Genomic DNA, 16,982 nt, shown 5'->3' on the forward strand with positions numbered 1-16,982 from the left:
AATGAACAAACTAATTACAATAATACTATCAATCGTTTTATTTGGTTGTAATAAACAAACTTCAAAACAAAAAAACGGATTGACAAAAAGTGCGAATAAAACTATTGAATACACTATCCAAATCAATAACGGAATTCAAGACACTGTGCTAATCACAACTAAAAAATTTGGAAAAAACGACCAGATTATTTATCAAAAAAGAGAAACCTTATTTGATAATCAAAATATGAAAATTAATTACATATATAATTCAGATAATCAACTAAAAAAAGAAATTGTGAAAATGTCGATAGACAACTTACCTTTAGAAGTTAATTATTCATATAAGAACTCTTTACTTTTTCAATCTTCAAGTATTCTTGATAATAATAACGAGAAATTTGAACAAATAGAAACCCAGTATTACAGAAAAGACAAGACTAAAAAAATGTCTTCTATGTCTCAAGTTTATGTGAACAAAATTTCAAAAGACACAATAACCAATTTAATAGTGAGTGCTTATTACAATCAAGACGAATTAAATGATAGCATTGTAACAATCAACCTTAAAAGACAAGGAATAAAAACAAAAACGATTTACCAATACAATGGAAATAAAATGATTTTAGCTCAAGAATTTGATAATAATGACTCTTTAGCTTCATCAAAAAAATTTGAGTATAAGATGGATGAATTTGATAATTGGATTGAAAAAAGGATTATAGAAAACGGAGTTTTGAAAACCATAGCAATCAGAGAAATCTACTATAAATAACAGTGCCCAACAATATATAACCGCAATTACGGTAGATTCGATTACATCCAAATTCATTAGGAATTGCTAACGTCAGTATTTAAGAGAAAAAAAATGTAAACTAAACCGATAACTGAAGATGATTCAACTAGACTATGATTATACGAAAAGAAATAAAAAATGACAATGAACTTTATTTGTATTTTAATGGAAAATTAATTTACAAAAGGTGGTTGAATTTAGGTTACGGAAAAGTTTTTGATACATATGCTTTTGGAAAATATACTGATTATAGTATAACAGATTTTGATCTAGAAGAAACACCTGAATTAATTCATGTAAAAGCGAAGCTAAAATTAACCTCAACTGAAGAAGGCGGCAGAAAAACAGGGATTAAAAGCGGATATCGACCTAATCATGTTTTTGAATATCAATCAAATGGACAGTTTAAGTATTCATACGTGGGAGATATTCAATTTGACGAAAACGAATGGATTTTGCCAGGAGAAACTAAAGAAGTTTTGATTAGATTTTTATCAAAACAACCAATAGACGAATACATGAATATAGGAAGAAAATGGTGGATTCATGAGGGACCAAACAAAATAGGAGAAGCAGAAGCAATTGAAATTCAATTTTCAATAAATGAATAGAAAATTACTTACAACGATATAAGATGCTATTGAGTCAAATTTTATTATAATTTATCCAACTCACTTACAATAAGATCACATCCTTTTTTTAGTTCTTCATCAGAAATGGTGAGTGGAGGCGTAATACGAATGGCTCTTCCTTCAAAAAGTAACCAGAATAAAATCAATCCTTTGTCTAAACAGTTTAAAATTACTTGTGAGGCAGCTTCAGGAGTATCTACTAATAAAGCAAGCATTAATCCTTTTCCTCTAATTTCTTTAACCGCAGGATGATTCTTAAAGGCATCGCGAATAATTTTTTCTTTTCGTAAGGCTTCGTTCATTAAGTTAGAAGAGGTGATTTCTTGTACGGTAGCTAAACCAGCACTCGCAATTACAGGATGTCCGCCAAACGTAGTAATATGTCCTAATTTTGGGTGTTCTTTTAAACAGTCCATCACTTCAAAAGAAGCAATAAAAGCTCCGATAGGCATTCCGCCACCTAAACCTTTACCTGTAATAATAATATCTGGAGTGACGTTGTAATTTTCAAATCCCCAAAATTTTCCTGTACGCCCAATTCCAGATTGGATTTCATCTAAAATTAACAAGGCGCCAACTTCTTCACAGCGTTGTTTTACTTTTGCTAAATAATCATTTTTAGGTTCGATAAATCCTGCACCTCCTTGGATGGTTTCTAGGATAACACCAGCTGTTTTAGATGTTATTTTTTCTAAATCTATTTCGTTGTTGTATTCAATAAACTTACTTCCTGGAATTAACGGACGAAAAGCACGATTTTGTTGTTCTGCTCCACAAACACTCATAGCACCTTGTGTATTTCCATGGTAGGCATTTTTGGCGGCAACAATTTCACTTCTGCCTGTAAAACGTTTGGCTAATTTTAGAGCACCTTCAGTAGCTTCGGTACCTGAGTTTACTAGATAAACAGATGATAGGCTAGGAGGTAAGGTAGCAGCCAAAGCTTTGCACAATTCTAATTGTGGTTTTTGAATAAATTCTCCATACACCATTACATGTGTATACTGCTCTAATTGATTTTTTATAGCTTCATTTACCTTAGGATGATTATGTCCTAAACTATTGGCAGAAACTCCTGCAACAAAATCTAACATCGCTTTTCCGTTGCTATCATAAATATAACTTCCTTTGGCGTGTGAAATTTCAATAGCTAAAGGATGTGGGGTTGTTTGTCCTTGGTATTTAAAAAAATCGTCTTTCACAGAAATTATTTTAATTTTTTAAGATTAAGCTTTTTTTGTTCTTTCTTATTTTTTGAAGTTTCTTCGATAAACATTTCCTTAGCTTCTTTTACAACATCAGGTTGTTTTTTTCTTTTTGATGGAACGGTAGAAGTAGCGTCTTTTATAAAAATATCTTCCACAGTTAAGGGTTGTTCATCTCCTCGCCATAAAAAGCCTTTGAATTTTTTTTCGTCAGAAGGGAATTCAGAAGGAGGAAAAGTTTTTCCTTCAGATTTTTTAAAGTATTTAGTTTGTATTATTTCTCCATCTTCTAAAATAAACTCAATATCACTTGCTATTTCTTTGGTAATTGTTTCTAATTCTTGTGTTTTTTCGTTGTTACTGTAGTATAAAGACTCTGCATTACCCTTAACTAACATTGTTCTTAATTCTCCTTTTTCAAACTTACCATAAATATTTCTTCCTTTAATTTGATTAAAGTTTTCTGTATGAACGGAGTCTTGTTGAATCATAAAACCATTTTGTAATACTTTTAAAGAGTCAAGTTTATTTGTTTCTTTATTAGATACTAACTGAATGCTGTCTCCTGTAATTTGACTTTTATTAGACCATAATATGGGATTTTTAAACATTCTGGTTAATCCCGTTTCTTGACTACTGTGAATAGAGTCGCATTTTCCTTGTAAATCGGACTTGAATATTTTTACATTGTTAAAAATTCTAGCAATACGTTTTTCTGGTTTACCAGTAAGTAAAATTTTATCGCCCGCAACATGCATAGAGTCTTTTTCAAATACAGAAATAGCAACAGCTCTATCAATTATAAATAAAGAATCTTTGAGTTCGTATAATTCAGCATAATTTCCTTTTGCTACCATATTTTGAACGGTATCAACTACTTTTATATTGTTGGTTGCAGAAGCAAAACCGTTACGTTTATCATAGTACAAACTATCTGCAGAAACGGTTCGTTCTTTTAAAAATAATTTTGCACGTTTTACAAAGTATGAAACATCGGTATTTGTATCGTAAAAACCTCTTTCAGAATATACTTTAGTACTATCTTTTAAATTAGTAATGGTACTTGGCCCGTATAAATAAGCTAAGTTAGTATTGGTATAATAATCTAAATGGTTAGACTCTAAATGATTTTCAGGGTTTACAACTGTTACTTTAGATTGTGCTGTGAATTTTTTATCCCTTAAAAGATAGGTTCCTTTTACACTTTTTAGCGTGTTTTTGGTGTCTTTAATTGTTCCGCCACTAGGATAATATAATATTTGGTTAATTCTATCGAAATGAAGCGTATCGGTTTTTAGCTTCATTTCTTTATCGTTAATTTCTACATTTCCCCAAGATTTCGCTTTTTTCGTATTTCCGTCATACGTAGCAAAATCACTGTATTGAATAATCGTGTCTCCTTGTTCAATTACTACTTCACCAATGGCTTTAAATAAGTTTTTGTCTTTATATAACAAGGCTCTTTGACAGTCTAGCGTAGCACCTTCGTGCGACATTTTTACCTTACCAATTAACAAGGTTGCCCCAGGGTACTTGCTTTCATCAGCGGTACTTAGTTCGGTAGAAAGGATTTTGATTTTTTTTGTTTGAGAAAAACTTACAACAGAGAATAATATAAAAGCTAGTAGAAATAGTTTTTTCAAAATAATACGATTTAATGCACAAAAATAATGAAAAGAACATGCTAAAAATCTTAATAAAGAAATAAAATTATCAAGATAAATAAAAGGCAGTCTTTTAGTAAATGGTTAATTTTGTAGCAAATTAAAAAAATATAAAGATATGAGCGCTCATTTTGATTTATCAAAAGAAGAGATGAAATCTTACGGATATAAAATAGTTGATATAATTGCTGAACACTGGGATACTCTAGATCAGCAAAAACCTGTTGCAAGTGCTACTAGAAAAGAAATGGATAGTATTTTCTTACAAGAAGCTCCTGCAGAAGGTATGCCTGCTGAAAAAGTGTTAGACTTTGTGATGGATAATGTAATGCCTAATAGTACCGTTGTTTCGCACCCTAAAGCTTTTTCATTTGTACCAGGGCCTAGTAACTTTATTAGTACGATGGCTGATAGTTTAGCAACAGGATTCAATATTTTTTCTGGTGGATGGATGGTTTCTCCAGCGGCAGCTGAGTTAGAAATTGTAACAATGAACTGGTTACTTAAAATGTATAACTTCCCTGTTGAAAAAGGAGGGGGTATTTTTACTAGTGGTGGTTCTATGGCAAACTTAACCGCTCTGGCTACAGCAAGACGTTTAAAGTGTGGAGATGATTTTTCGAAGGCAGTTATTTATTTGTCAGATCAAGCACACTCTTCAAACATTAAAGCGATTCGCGTTTTAGGATTTAAGAAAGAACAAATTCGAATTTTACCTACAGATATCGAATTCAGAATTAGTATCAACAAGTTAAAGAATGCGATAGCAAAAGATAGGTTAGAAGGATTACAGCCATTTTGTTATATAGCTTCAGCAGGTACAACAAATACAGGTACTGTAGATCCTTTAAATGATATTGCAGATATTTGTGAAGAAGAAAATCTTTGGTTTCATATTGATGGAGCTTATGGAGGAGCAGCTATTTTATCTGAAAAAGGAGCTAAGGCTTTAAGAGGTATAGAACGAGCAGATTCGTTAACGGTAGACCCACATAAATGGTTTTATCAACCTTATGAAATAGGTTGCTTATTAGTAAAAGATTCTTCTTGGTTAAGTAATACGTTTAGTGAAAAACCTGAGTATTTACGTGATATTGAAGGAAATGAATCTGAAATTAACTTTTATGACTACGGAATTCAGTTAACAAGACGTTTTAGAGCGTTGAAATTCTACATGTCTATCAAAACTTACGGATTAAATGTTTTTAAAGAAGCAGTAAGTTATAATATTCAATTAGCGGATGATGTAGAAAAGATGTTACGTAAAAGTAGAAACTGGGAAATTATTTCACCAGCTACCTTGGCGGTTATTAATTTTAGATACAATCCTATCGGATTAAACTTATCAGAAAAAGAATTAGATGAGTTAAATCAGAAAATATCTCAAAGAATTATGGATTCTAGAGAAGCATTATTAGTTACTACAATACTTAATAAACAAGTAGTATTAAGGATGTGTTTAATTAATCCGAAAACCACGATAGAAGATATTAAAGAAATACTTTTATTGTGTAATAAATTTGGAGAGGAAATTTTAAATAGTAAGAAATAAAAAAAAGGGAAGTTGATTAACTTCCCTTTTTTAATTTGAGTTTTTTTCAAATTGAGCTTGTATAAACTCTTTTGATTTTCCTTTGGCAATAGAAGCTGTTTGCCATTTATCGTTTAAAATCATTTTACCTACATAAGCTATTTGACCAATATGGTAAGGAAAATGGGCTATTTGTCTTGTAATACTTTCAATCAACTTAACTTGTTTGTTTCTTATAAGAATAGATTGATTGAAGTTTTCTTCATTTAATGAATCCAAAGCAGAAAAAAGACAGTGCCAACCCTTTTCCCATTGATCAATCAATTCTGTTTTAGTTAAGTTTTGTGGCTCAAACTCAGCATCTCTATTTCTCCAGTCTTTTTCTCCATCAGAAGTAAAAAAATCAGTCCAACGAGATAGCATGTTTTCTGACATATGAATAATGATAGAAGCTATACTGTTACTTTCTTCATTATATTTCCAGTGTAAATCTTTTTCTTCAAGTTGAGCAATCGTTTTATCAGCAACTTCTTTGTATGATTTAAACTATGCTGTGATATTGTCTAAATATTCTTGTACCATTATAAAAAAAGGAGCTCAATTGAGCTCCTCTAAATTTTTTATCTGTTAATTGTCTGTTTTCTGTCAGGTCCAACCGAAACGATTTTTACAGGTACACCTGTTTCCTTTTCGATAAACGCAATGTAATCTAATAAGTTTTGAGGTAATTGATCTGCAGAAGACATTTTTGTTAAATCATCTTCCCAACCTTTAAATTCAGTATAGTTTACCGTTACATTTTCTGGCTCAATGTTATAAGGGAAGTGAGAAATTTCTTCACCTTTATAGTTGTAAGAAGTACACACTTTTAAAGTGTCAAAACCTGATAATACATCACCTTTCATCATCATTAATTGCGTAACACCGTTTACATCAACAGCATATTTTAATGCAACTAAATCTAACCATCCACAACGACGAGGACGACCAGTTGTAGCGCCAAATTCATGACCAACTTTAGCCATTGTAGCTCCATCTTCGTCAAATAACTCAGTAGGGAAAGGTCCAGAACCCACACGAGTAGTGTATGCTTTAAAAATACCGAATACCTCACCAATTCTGTTAGGAGCAACTCCTAAACCAGTACAAGCACCAGCAGCGGTAGTGTTTGAAGAAGTTACGAATGGATACGTACCAAAATCAATATCTAATAATGATCCTTGAGCTCCTTCAGCTAAGATAGTTTTACCTTCTTTAATAGCCTTGTTTAAAAACTCTTCAGAATCGATGAATTGTAATGTTTTTAATTTATCAATACCTCTAGAAAATTCAGCTTCTAACTCATCTAAATCGTAATCGATTTGTACATCAAAGTAAGCTAACATACTTAAATGCTTTTCAGTTAAAGCTCTGTATTTTTCTTTCCAGTTGTCTAATTCTAAATCACCAACACGCATTCCGTTTCTACCAGTTTTGTCCATGTAAGTAGGGCCAATTCCTTTTAATGTAGAACCGATTTTTGCTTTTCCTTTTGAAGTTTCAGAAGCAGCATCTAATAATCGGTGTGTTGGTAAAATTAAGTGTGCTTTACGAGAAATTAATAATTTAGATGTATAATCGATATTATGCGCATCTAAATTTTCTAATTCTTTTTGAAAGATAACAGGATCGATAACTACTCCGTTACCCACCACATTTAAAGCTGTTTTATGAAAAATTCCTGAAGGAATTGTGTGTAATACGTGCTTGTTTCCGTCAAAAATTAAAGTATGACCTGCGTTAGGACCTCCTTGAAAACGAGCAATAATATCGTAGTTTTTTGTTAATACGTCTACAATTTTACCTTTTCCTTCGTCTCCCCATTGTAAACCAAGTAATAAATCTACTGCCATTTAGTGTGTTGTTAAGTGTATGTTTTTATTTGTTGTTTCTTTTTGTTCCGTAGAAATAAAGTGAGTGATTGTGAATATCAATATCAAAAACATCTTCAATTGTTTTTTTGATGATTTGAATTCGTGGGTCGCAAAACTCTTTTACTTCACCAGTATCTGTAAGAATTACATGATCGTGATTTTTATCGAAGTAACTTTTTTCATATCGCGCCATTGATTGTCCGTCAAACTGATGTTTACGAACCAATCCACAATCCAATAACAAATCCATCGTATTGTATAGCGTTGCTCTACTTACACGATAGTTTTTGTTTTTCATTTTAATATACAAAGATTCTATATCAAAATGCTCATCAGCATCGTAAATCTCTTGTAAAATAGCATAACGTTCAGGTGTTTTACGATGCTTGTTTTCTTCTAGAAAAGAAGTAAACACTTTTTTTACAATTTCTTGATTTTCTGCTGAATTACTCATTTATTTTAAAATTTTACTCACTAGGTGAGATATACGATTCAAATATTTGTACTTATTAAAATGTATCTTTAATAAAAATCACATACGCTTATTTGCGATTTGAATTAAAGGGCAAATTTACGTTTATTTCTTGATAAAAAAACAACGATATTAAAATGATGTTTACAAAGTATTAACACGTTCAACTTTTTGAACACCTTCTACTTTTTTCATGTTACCTATTAACTTCTCTAATTGGTTTTTATTTTTTACGCTTAACGATAGTTTTCCATCAAAAACTCCATTATCTCCAGAGATGTTAATACTATGAATAAAAACATCCATACTGTTAGAAATTATCTTGGTAATATTGTTTACAATTCCTTTGTTGTCGATACCTGAAAGGTGTAAAATAGCAGTAAACTCTTGCTTAGTAGAATCAATCCATTTTGCAGGCATGATTCTGTAGGCGTAATTTGACTGTAAAGAAATTGCATTCGGACAATCATTTTTATGAACTTTAATTCCTTCATTAATAGTAACAAAACCAAAAACTTTATCACCAGGAATTGGAGAACAACATTTTGCTAGTGTGTAATCCAACGTTTGTTCTTCTTTACCAAAAACTAAAGCATCGTATTGATTCGTTACTTCTTCTTTTTCTAAAATTTCTTTAGAAGGAGTGCGGCGGAAGGTACTTTTGATAAAACCCATAAAGCTACTACTTCTTTGAGCAACAAACTGTTTAAGTTGTGTATTATCTATAGCGCCATTACCAACACGGTAAAATAAATCGAAGCTGGTTTTTAATCCAAAATAGCTAGCTAGTTCATGTATAACTTTCTCGGTAGCATTAATCTTTAAGTGACGTAATTTTCGTTGTAAAATAGCCTTACCTTCTTCAGCTATTTTCTTTTCTTCCGCTTTTAAGGCAGATTTAATTTTAGCTCGTGCTCTAGCTGTTATTACAAAATCTAACCAACGAACATTCGGTTTGTTATTAGATGCAGTAAGAACCTCTACCTGATCACCACTTTTTAATTCGTAGCTCAACGGAACTAATTTACCATTCACTTTTGCACCACGGCATTTTAGTCCTACATCGGTATGTACAGAAAACGCAAAATCTAGCGCAGAAGCTCCTTTAGGAAGTGATTTTAAGTCTCCTTTTGGTGTAAAAACATAAATTTCTTTAGCGTAAAGATTAAGTTTAAAATCTTCAACAAAATCTACAGCATCTAAACTTTGGTTTTCTAAACTTTCTTTTAAACGGTTTAACCAACCTTCTAAACCATTTTCTTGAACATTACCTTGTTTGTATTTAAAATGGGCAGCATATCCTTTTTCAGCAATCTCATCCATTCTGTCTGAACGAATTTGTACTTCAACCCATTTTGCTTGTGGACCAATTACGGTAATATGTAATGCTTCGTATCCGGTAGATTTTGGTTGAGAAATCCAATCGCGTAAACGAGCGGGGTTTGGTTTGAAAAAGTCTGTTACAATCGAGTATATTTTCCAAGCATCAAACTTTTCATCACCAGAAGAAGGATGGTAGATAATCCTAATGGCAAACTTGTCGTATACTTCATCAAAAGTTACATTTTGTTTTCGCATTTTTCTACGAATAGAGAAAATTGATTTAAAACGTCCTTTAATTTCATATTTAAAACCTTCTTTATCTAAGGCCTCTTTTAAAATACCCGTAAAGCTGTCGATATATTTTTGTTGATCCTCTTTACTTTCTTTAATTTTAGTTAAAATGTCTTGGTATACATCTGGTTCAGTGTATTTCAATCCTAGATCTTCTAATTCAGTTTTAATATTGTATAAACCTAAACGGTGTGCAAGAGGAGCATAAATGTACAAGGTTTCAGATGCTATTTTTACCTGTTTGTGAGGAGGCATCGAATCCATTGTTTGCATATTGTGTAATCTATCAGCAATTTTGATAAGAATTACTCGAACATCATCATGTAATGTGAGTAACATTTTTCTAAAATTCTCTGCTTGTATAGAGTAGTCTTGCTCTTGTTTTAAGTTAGATATTTTAGTTAAACCACTAACAATACGGGCAATGTTTTCTCCAAACAAACGCTCCATGTCATCAATAGTATAATGCGTGTCTTCAACAACATCGTGTAGTAAAGCTGCAGCAATAGAAGTAGCACCCAAGCCTATTTCGTCAGCAACAATTTTGGCAACGGCAATAGGATGGTATATATAGGGTTCTCCTGTTTTTCTTCGCTGTTTAGAATGTGCTTCTACAGCAATATCAAAAGCTTTACGAATCAGTTTTTTATCGTCTTCAGATAAAGTTTGATACGTACCCTTTAATAAGTTTTTATACCTGCTAGCTATCTCTTTGTTCTCTTCTTCTATCGTTACATTATAACTCATACACTAAAAGCTCTTGTTTGTTTTATTATGATCTAAAATAAAAGTAGTACAAAGAATTATATTGAGCAAGTTTTAAGAGTAAATGTTTACTGTAAACTTATTACTTTTATAAGCCCAAAAAATGAAGAAAACAGAAAAATATATTAAAGATTAAGAGATGAAAAAGTGTGTTCTAAATTTTATATTATTACTAATATCTTTTCAAGTATATAGCTTTCAGGAGGTTGTTGAAGAAGAGGAGATCGTAATAAAGCAGTCACAAGAAAAAACAAAAGAAGAAAACCAAGAACAACTAAGTCATCCAAAAAGTTTTATTCCACCAGTATACGAACAAAAAGAAGTCTTTTCTGTTAAAGAGATCCCTAATCCGAAGAAGAATGGTGCTAACGGATTTATTTCTGACCCTAATAACTATATTAATGCTCTAGATGAACAAGAGTTGAATTTAAAACTATGGGAGTTAGAACAAAAAACAACAGCTCAAATAGCTGTAGTAATTGTTAAAAGCATAGGGCAAGAAGTACCTAAAAGCTTTGCTGTAAAATTATTTGAAGAATGGGGAATAGGAGATAAGGAGGTGGATAATGGATTATTAATTTTAACAGTAATAGACCAACGAAGAACAGAGTTTGAAGTAGGGTATGGATTAGAGCCTATTTTAACAGATATTGTTTGTCATAGAATAGGAACAGATGAAGTTGTTCCTTATTTTAAACAAGGTGAATTTGGTAAAGGGATGTTAGCTGCTGCTTCTAGAATAGAAGAAATATTAGACAATCCTGATGTTATTGATGAAATTTATGCTCAGAATATTAATTATTACAATGAAAAAGAAACGAGTTTTTTTAAGAATCCGTTTTTCATATATCTACTTTTTTATTCAATAGTTAGTTTATTTATAGGAGGTTGGTTTGTTATTAAAGCAAGGTCAATAGATGTGTCAAAAGAAGACCTGTATGACAAATACCAAGATATGAGTAAGCTAGGTTTAGGCTGTTTGCTTTTTTTATTTCCTTTTCCCTTGTATTTTATTAATAGGCATGTAAAATCTAAACTTAAATTATATCGTTTTTCCCCACGTTTCAGTAAAAAGAACGGAAAACAATTTCATTTAAAGAGTGAATGGGCTGAAAATGATTTCTTAGAAAAAGAGCAAATTCTCGAAGAGAAAATTAAATCTAAAGAATATGATGTTTGGGTAACAGAAGATGAAAGTGATATTTTAATTCTCGAATATGAAGGTTCTAGTAGAAAATATACAAATTGTAAACAGTGTGGATATAAAACCTATGGAATAATAAGTACAAAGATCATATATAAGGCAACTTATGATTCTAGTGGTGAAAAAAGAGAAGATTATTTATGCAAGAACTGTAACTATCAAGAAAGTAAAACTATTATAATCCCAAGATTAGAAAGATCTAGTAGTTCTTCTAGTTCAGGAGGATCATCTTGGTCATCATCCTCATCGTCATCAAGTTTTGGAGGTGGAAGTTCAGGAGGTGGTGGAGCAGGAGTAAGCTGGTAAAACACTCATTATTATTAAAATAATCTTAAAAATAGAAACATCTAGGTTTTTTCCTGTAAGAATATTTACAGAGATGCTATAAATTTGTGGTATAATTCAGAGGAGCTGACTTTAAAAGACAAGTCCCCCCCTGAAATATCATTTAAAGATGATATTCGAACCTCCAGCATTCAAAAAAAGCTGGAGGTTTTTTTTCTTCAGGCAACCTTTTTTCAATTTTACTAGTCTATATATTTGTAAGGCAATAAAAACTATAAAAAAGAAATTGAAAGTTATTTCACTGCATAACAAACAAGCGAAGCTTATAAAAAAGGCAACTGAGCAAAACAGAGAAGCGCAACAGCAATTGTTTGAACAGTATTCACCTAAAATGTTAGGTGTTTGTAGGCAATACGTAAAAGATTTACATCATGCAGAAGATTTGATGTTACAAGGCTTTTTTAAGGTTTTTACCAACTTACAAAAATTTAAAGGAGAAGGAAGTTTTGAAGGATGGATTCGTAAAATTATGGTAAATACGTGTATAAGCTATTTACAAAAAAAGAATCCTATTCAATTATCAGATGAGGAGTTTGTTTTTAACGATGCAGCTACCGAAAGTTTAGAGAATACTTCGGTAGAAGATATTCAAAAACTCATAGATACACTTCCTGAAGGCTATAAATTAGTATTTAATTTATATGCTATTGAAGGTTATAAACATTCAGAAATAGCCAAAAAGTTACAAATTTCTGAAAGTACTTCTAAATCGCAATTATTTAAAGCTCGTAAATGGTTGCAAACAAATTATTGTGAAATGAATCAAATTAAAGATGTCAACAAATAAGATAGATAAACAAATAGCTGATAAACTCAAAAACAGAGAGTTTTCACCTTCTTCATCAGCATGGGAACGCCTGAGTTCTCAACTAGACGAACATCAAAATCAAAAGAAAAGAAATTGGTTTTTATATGTTGGTTATGCTGCAAGTGTTGTTTTGTTATTGAGCGTAGGATTTTCTTTTTTTATGAATTCTAATACCGAAAAACCAGAGGAAACAATTGTTGAAACTTCCATAGATACCTTAAAAATAGATGATGTTAAAATAGAGGGGTTGATAAATGGTACTGAGGAAGCTATTGTACAGGTTGAAGAAAAAGAGGAAGAAATTTTTCCGAAGAAAGAAAACCAAATCCTAAATACGGATAATAAAACTGAAGTTATCATCAATGAATACAAAGAAGAAATAGCATTTAAACCAATTCAAGAAAAAGGTTTACCTAAAGAAGATGTAATAGCTTTGATAGATGAGAATTCTTCAACAGAAACAAAGAAGAATGTTACTTCAAGAATAAAAGTAAATAGTAACGATTTATTATTTGCAGTAACTCATAATTCGGAAGAAATTAAAGAATATTATGCAAGGCATAAAGTGAAACGTGAAGATGTGTTAAAAACGATAGAGGATGAATTGAAAAAATCTGATTTTAAAATTAACCCTAATACCATTTTAGCAGAGGTAGAAAGAACAATTGATGATGAAGAGTATAACGGAGACTTCATGCAGAAACTAAAACTAAAAATATCAGACATTGCAGTAGCAATTGTCGATAGAAATAAATAAAGCGCTTACCAATTATCGATAATTAAATCACCAAAATTATTATCAGTTTAATTTAAAATTACAAAGATGAAAAGAATACTATTATTAGTGTTGTTTGTAACAACTATTGCCCATTCTCAAGAAAAAGTATTTGAAAAAGAAGTGAAAAAAATATCAAATACTATTGATAAAATCACGCAACAGCACAAAGATTCATTAAAGTTGAAAGTGAAAGAAATCAACGCTCAATTAGAAAGTAATAAAATAACGATTGATGAAGCTGTAAAGTTGAAAAAGGAAGCAGCTCAATATCATGCAGAACAAATAGAAAGAGAAGTTTCTGTTCAAGAACAAAACTTACAACAATTGGTGCAAGATAAAATTGATGGTAAAGTATTAAGTAGTGAAGAAGATACCAATGTTGGTACTTTTAGAATAGCAGGAGCAGAGTTTAAATTAGATCTTTCTAAAGATGAAGTTGATAAAGAAAGGAAGAGAAGAAAGAAACGAACAACCTCGCAAATAGTGTTTGCTTTAGGGGTAAACAATGTGTTGACTAATAATGAGTTTAGTTCGTTAAATGATTCTGAATACAAATTTTGGCAATCACATTTTTATGAATTAGGATTTACATTTAAAACACGTTTTACTAAAGAACCATCCAAAACGTATTTTAAATATGGGGTTTCTTTTCTGTGGAATAATTTAAGAGCAGAAAATAATCAATATCATATAGTGAATGGAGAAGAAACAAATTTGAGTATTCATCCTGATCAACTTTCAGAAAGTAGATTACGTCATGTACAGATGACATTTCCTATGCATTTGGAGTTTGACTTCTCTAAAAATAAAAAGTATTCTGATGGAGAAGTAGTAGATAGAACTCATAAAGCTTTTCGTTTAGGGGTAGGAGGTTTCTTCGGATTTAAATTGGGAACACGTCAGTATTTAGAATATAGAAATGCTCAAGGAGTTATGATCGAAGAGGTTCAAAAAGATAACTTTAATATGAATACAATCAACTACGGATTAAGTGCTTTTATAGCATATAAAGGCTATGGCTTATACGCTAAGTATGATTTAAACCCATTATTTAAAGATACAGATACAAGAAATATTTCATTAGGAGTTCGATTTGATATTAATTAATAAAAAAGGAGAAGTTTAAACTTCTCCTTTTTTATTTTCTTCCCACTCTTTACGTAAATCGGTAGAAAGTTTTCCTGTTCCATCATGTTTCCATCCAGGAGGTTTTATAAAATATAAAAGCCTTTTTCCAACAGAAGTTTTACTTTTAAATACATCGGTAAACATGTTGTACCATTCAATAAAGGCAACCTTTACAGGGTTATAGGTGTTAATATTTGTTACCAAACCATATACAGGTTTTTCAACTTCTGGTTCAAAAGTACCGAAGAGTTTATCCCAAATAATAAAAATTCCAGCGTGATTTCTGTCTAAATATTGTGGATTGGTAGCATGGTGTACTCGGTGATGACTAGGCGTATTAAAAACAGCTTCAAACCATTTAGGCATTTTGTCAATCAATTCAGTATGAATCCAGTATTGATATAGTAAACTAATACTCATTTGAGTTAGTATCATTAGAGGATGAAAACCAATAATAGCTAACGGAGCCCAAAAGATAAAGGTATAAAAGCTTCCAGACCATGTTTGACGTAAGGCAGTGCTTAAATTGTATTTTGTTGAAGAATGATGTACTACGTGACTAGCCCAAAATAAACGACTTTCATGTGCAATTCTATGATTCCAATAGTAAGCAAAATCTTCAGCAAATAATATGATAATCCATGACCACCAAGCAAATGGAATGGTGAATAAACGATATTGATATAAAAACAGAAATACACCCAGAATAATTCCTTTAGTAAGCAATCCTACAAAAACATTACCCAACCCCATAGTAATTGAAGTAGCAGCATCTTTAAATTCATAATCTTCTAATTTTATTTTAATGGTTAAAATAACTTCAATAATTACTGTTAAAATAAAGAATGGAATAGCGTAATGAATTAGGTTAGGGATTTCAGGAATTTGCATAAATAAGGTCGTTTAGTTACAAACATACACAAAATCATGAAATTATTTAAAGCTAAGAGTTTGTTTATGCAGTAAAAAGCAGTATATTTGCAGGCTTAAAAATAAATTTTAAATAATTTAATTATGAATCATTACGAAACTGTTTTCATTTTGAATCCCGTTTTATCTGAAACTCAGATAAAGGAAGCAGTAAAGAAGTTTGAGGACTATTTACTTTCTAAAGGTGCAGAAATGATTTCTAAAGAAGATTGGGGCTTAAAGAAGTTAGCTTATCCAATCGAAAAGAAAAAAAGTGGATTTTACCACTTATTTGAGTACAAGGTAGCTGGTGATGCAATTGCTCCGTTTGAATTAGAGTTTAGACGTGACGATAGCGTTATGCGTTATTTAACTGTAAAGTTAGACAAACATGCTGCAGCTTGGGCTGAAAAGAGAAGAGAACGTGTTAAATCTGCAAAAAAGTAAGAAATGGCATCTATAGAACAACAAGCAAAAGGAAATAAGCAAGGGGAAGTACGTTACTTAACTCCGCTTGATATTGAAACTAAGAAAGAAGCTAAATACTGTCGTTTCAAGAAAAACGGTATTAAGTACATCGATTACAAAGATGCAGACTTCTTAATGTATTTAGTAAACGAGCAAGGTAAAATTTTACCAAGACGTTTAACAGGAACATCATTAAAATATCAACGTAAAGTGGCTCAAGCTATCAAAAGAGCTCGTCACTTAGCTTTAATGCCATACGTTGGAGATATGTTAAAATAATAAAGAAGTAGAAACATGGAATTGATATTAAAACAAGACGTAGAAAACTTAGGTTTTAAAGACGATATCGTAACTGTTAAGAATGGTTACGGACGTAACTACCTAATACCTCAAGGATATGCAATTTTAGCTACTTCTTCAGCTAGAAAAGTATTAGCAGAAAATTTAAAGCAACGTGCTTATAAAGAAGCTAAATTAATAGAAGATGCTAACAAGTTAGCAGAAACTATTAAAGGATATGAAATCAAAATAGCTTCTAAAGTAGGTTCAGGTGATAAATTATTTGGTTCAGTTAACAACATTGATGTTGCAGAAGCTTTAGTAAAAGCCGGTACTGAAATCGATAAAAAATTTATCAAAGTTACTGGAGGTAACGTAAAAAGATTAGGAAAATACAACGCTGCTGTACGTTTACACAGAACTGTTGTAGCTGACATCGTATTTGAAGTAGTTGCTGAATAGTAACTAAATTGTTAAATACCTGTTAATAAA

The 16,982-nt window shown here is 31.2% G+C and carries 16 protein-coding genes and 1 pseudogene; 10 read left to right on the forward strand and 7 right to left on the reverse strand.

Annotated features, from left to right (window positions below; translation table 11 throughout):
* The first annotated feature begins 1 nt into the window (after nt 1).
* Both ACKTSU_RS06635 and ACKTSU_RS06640 read left to right on the forward strand, forming a co-directional pair.
* The gene (locus tag ACKTSU_RS06635) at nt 2-754 is read left to right on the forward strand and encodes a hypothetical protein (protein ID WP_408035593.1); all 753 of its coding nucleotides are present in this window, start codon (nt 2-4) and stop codon (nt 752-754) included.
* 134 nt (nt 755-888) lie between these two features.
* Nucleotides 889-1,386, forward strand: a complete 498-nt coding sequence (locus ACKTSU_RS06640; protein WP_408035594.1) for a hypothetical protein — start codon at nt 889-891, stop codon at nt 1,384-1,386.
* A gap of 44 nt (nt 1,387-1,430) precedes the next feature.
* On the opposite strand, the gene ACKTSU_RS06645 is transcribed toward ACKTSU_RS06640, so the two are convergent.
* Nucleotides 1,431-2,609, reverse strand: coding sequence for an aspartate aminotransferase family protein (locus ACKTSU_RS06645; RefSeq protein WP_408035596.1), 1,179 nt, complete (start codon nt 2,607-2,609; stop codon nt 1,431-1,433).
* A gap of 5 nt (nt 2,610-2,614) precedes the next feature.
* Nucleotides 2,615-4,255 carry an OstA-like protein gene (locus ACKTSU_RS06650; protein ID WP_408035597.1) on the reverse strand — a complete coding sequence of 547 codons (1,641 nt, stop codon included), beginning with the start codon at nt 4,253-4,255 and terminating at the stop codon, nt 2,615-2,617.
* Nucleotides 4,256-4,394: 139 nt separating this feature from the next.
* On the opposite strand from ACKTSU_RS06650, the gene ACKTSU_RS06655 reads away from it, so the two are divergent.
* Nucleotides 4,395-5,828, forward strand: coding sequence for a pyridoxal phosphate-dependent decarboxylase family protein (locus ACKTSU_RS06655; RefSeq protein ID WP_408035598.1), 1,434 nt, complete (start codon nt 4,395-4,397; stop codon nt 5,826-5,828).
* Nucleotides 5,829-5,858: 30 nt separating this feature from the next.
* Here ACKTSU_RS06655 and ACKTSU_RS06660 read toward each other — a convergent pair.
* From ACKTSU_RS06660 to ACKTSU_RS06675, 4 genes and pseudogenes are all read right to left on the reverse strand, one after another.
* Nucleotides 5,859-6,341 (reverse strand): annotated as a pseudogene (locus ACKTSU_RS06660) (DUF1572 family protein); the annotation flags it as partial.
* Nucleotides 6,342-6,427: 86 nt separating this feature from the next.
* Nucleotides 6,428-7,699 (reverse strand): adenylosuccinate synthase, encoded by a 1,272-nt coding sequence (locus ACKTSU_RS06665; protein ID WP_408035599.1) that lies wholly within the window; start codon nt 7,697-7,699, stop codon nt 6,428-6,430.
* 25 nt (nt 7,700-7,724) lie between these two features.
* Nucleotides 7,725-8,174, reverse strand: coding sequence for a Fur family transcriptional regulator (locus ACKTSU_RS06670; RefSeq protein WP_028892056.1), 450 nt, complete (start codon nt 8,172-8,174; stop codon nt 7,725-7,727).
* A 162-nt stretch (nt 8,175-8,336) separates the two neighbouring features.
* A complete protein-coding gene (locus ACKTSU_RS06675; RefSeq protein WP_408035600.1) occupies nt 8,337-10,553 on the reverse strand; it encodes a RelA/SpoT family protein in 2,217 nt (738 codons plus the stop codon).
* Between the two features lie 157 nt (nt 10,554-10,710).
* On the opposite strand from ACKTSU_RS06675, the gene ACKTSU_RS06680 reads away from it, so the two are divergent.
* From ACKTSU_RS06680 to ACKTSU_RS06695, 4 genes are all read left to right on the forward strand, one after another.
* Nucleotides 10,711-12,081, forward strand: a complete 1,371-nt coding sequence (locus ACKTSU_RS06680) for a TPM domain-containing protein (protein WP_408035602.1) — start codon at nt 10,711-10,713, stop codon at nt 12,079-12,081.
* Between the two features lie 265 nt (nt 12,082-12,346).
* A complete protein-coding gene (locus tag ACKTSU_RS06685; RefSeq protein ID WP_408035603.1) occupies nt 12,347-12,907 on the forward strand; it encodes an RNA polymerase sigma factor in 561 nt (186 codons plus the stop codon).
* A complete protein-coding gene (locus ACKTSU_RS06690; RefSeq protein WP_408035604.1) occupies nt 12,894-13,685 on the forward strand; it encodes a hypothetical protein in 792 nt (263 codons plus the stop codon). Before ACKTSU_RS06685 ends, ACKTSU_RS06690 begins: the two co-directional genes overlap by 14 nt.
* A 66-nt stretch (nt 13,686-13,751) precedes the next feature.
* Nucleotides 13,752-14,813, forward strand: coding sequence for a hypothetical protein (locus tag ACKTSU_RS06695; protein WP_408035605.1), 1,062 nt, complete (start codon nt 13,752-13,754; stop codon nt 14,811-14,813).
* Nucleotides 14,814-14,828: 15 nt separating this feature from the next.
* Here ACKTSU_RS06695 and ACKTSU_RS06700 read toward each other — a convergent pair whose 3' ends face one another.
* Nucleotides 14,829-15,725 carry a sterol desaturase family protein gene (locus tag ACKTSU_RS06700; RefSeq protein ID WP_408035606.1) on the reverse strand — a complete coding sequence of 299 codons (897 nt, stop codon included), beginning with the start codon at nt 15,723-15,725 and terminating at the stop codon, nt 14,829-14,831.
* Between the two features lie 123 nt (nt 15,726-15,848).
* Here ACKTSU_RS06700 and rpsF point away from each other — a divergent pair, with 123 nt between their 5' ends.
* The 3 genes from rpsF to rplI are packed head-to-tail and all read left to right on the forward strand — an operon-like array spanning nt 15,849 to nt 16,952.
* Nucleotides 15,849-16,190, forward strand: coding sequence for a 30S ribosomal protein S6 (gene rpsF / locus ACKTSU_RS06705; RefSeq protein ID WP_408035607.1), 342 nt, complete (start codon nt 15,849-15,851; stop codon nt 16,188-16,190).
* A 3-nt stretch (nt 16,191-16,193) separates the two neighbouring features.
* The gene (gene rpsR / locus ACKTSU_RS06710) at nt 16,194-16,490 is read left to right on the forward strand and encodes a 30S ribosomal protein S18 (RefSeq protein ID WP_028892048.1); all 297 of its coding nucleotides are present in this window, start codon (nt 16,194-16,196) and stop codon (nt 16,488-16,490) included.
* Nucleotides 16,491-16,505: 15 nt separating this feature from the next.
* Nucleotides 16,506-16,952: a 50S ribosomal protein L9 gene (gene rplI / locus ACKTSU_RS06715; RefSeq protein ID WP_408035608.1), complete on the forward strand. Its 447-nt coding sequence runs from the start codon at nt 16,506-16,508 to the stop codon at nt 16,950-16,952.
* Nucleotides 16,953-16,982: the final 30 nt, after the last annotated feature.

The organism is Tenacibaculum aestuarii, assembly GCF_964510395.1.
GTDB lineage: Bacteria > Bacteroidota > Bacteroidia > Flavobacteriales > Flavobacteriaceae > Polaribacter > Polaribacter aestuarii.

Coding starts and splice junctions, on each gene's coding strand:
- rplI (WP_408035608.1), top strand. CDS start 16,506: ATGGAATTGATATTAAAACAAGACGTAGAAAACTTAGGTTTTAAAGAC.
- ACKTSU_RS06635 (WP_408035593.1), top strand. CDS start 2: ATGAACAAACTAATTACAATAATACTATCAATCGTTTTATTTGGTTGT.
- ACKTSU_RS06655 (WP_408035598.1), top strand. CDS start 4,395: ATGAGCGCTCATTTTGATTTATCAAAAGAAGAGATGAAATCTTACGGA.
- ACKTSU_RS06675 (WP_408035600.1), bottom strand. CDS start 10,553: ATGAGTTATAATGTAACGATAGAAGAAGAGAACAAAGAGATAGCTAGC.
- ACKTSU_RS06670 (WP_028892056.1), bottom strand. CDS start 8,174: ATGAGTAATTCAGCAGAAAATCAAGAAATTGTAAAAAAAGTGTTTACT.
- ACKTSU_RS06690 (WP_408035604.1), top strand. CDS start 12,894: ATGTCAACAAATAAGATAGATAAACAAATAGCTGATAAACTCAAAAAC.
- ACKTSU_RS06640 (WP_408035594.1), top strand. CDS start 889: ATGATTATACGAAAAGAAATAAAAAATGACAATGAACTTTATTTGTAT.
- ACKTSU_RS06665 (WP_408035599.1), bottom strand. CDS start 7,699: ATGGCAGTAGATTTATTACTTGGTTTACAATGGGGAGACGAAGGAAAA.
- rpsF (WP_408035607.1), top strand. CDS start 15,849: ATGAATCATTACGAAACTGTTTTCATTTTGAATCCCGTTTTATCTGAA.
- ACKTSU_RS06700 (WP_408035606.1), bottom strand. CDS start 15,725: ATGCAAATTCCTGAAATCCCTAACCTAATTCATTACGCTATTCCATTC.
- ACKTSU_RS06695 (WP_408035605.1), top strand. CDS start 13,752: ATGAAAAGAATACTATTATTAGTGTTGTTTGTAACAACTATTGCCCAT.
- ACKTSU_RS06680 (WP_408035602.1), top strand. CDS start 10,711: ATGAAAAAGTGTGTTCTAAATTTTATATTATTACTAATATCTTTTCAA.
- rpsR (WP_028892048.1), top strand. CDS start 16,194: ATGGCATCTATAGAACAACAAGCAAAAGGAAATAAGCAAGGGGAAGTA.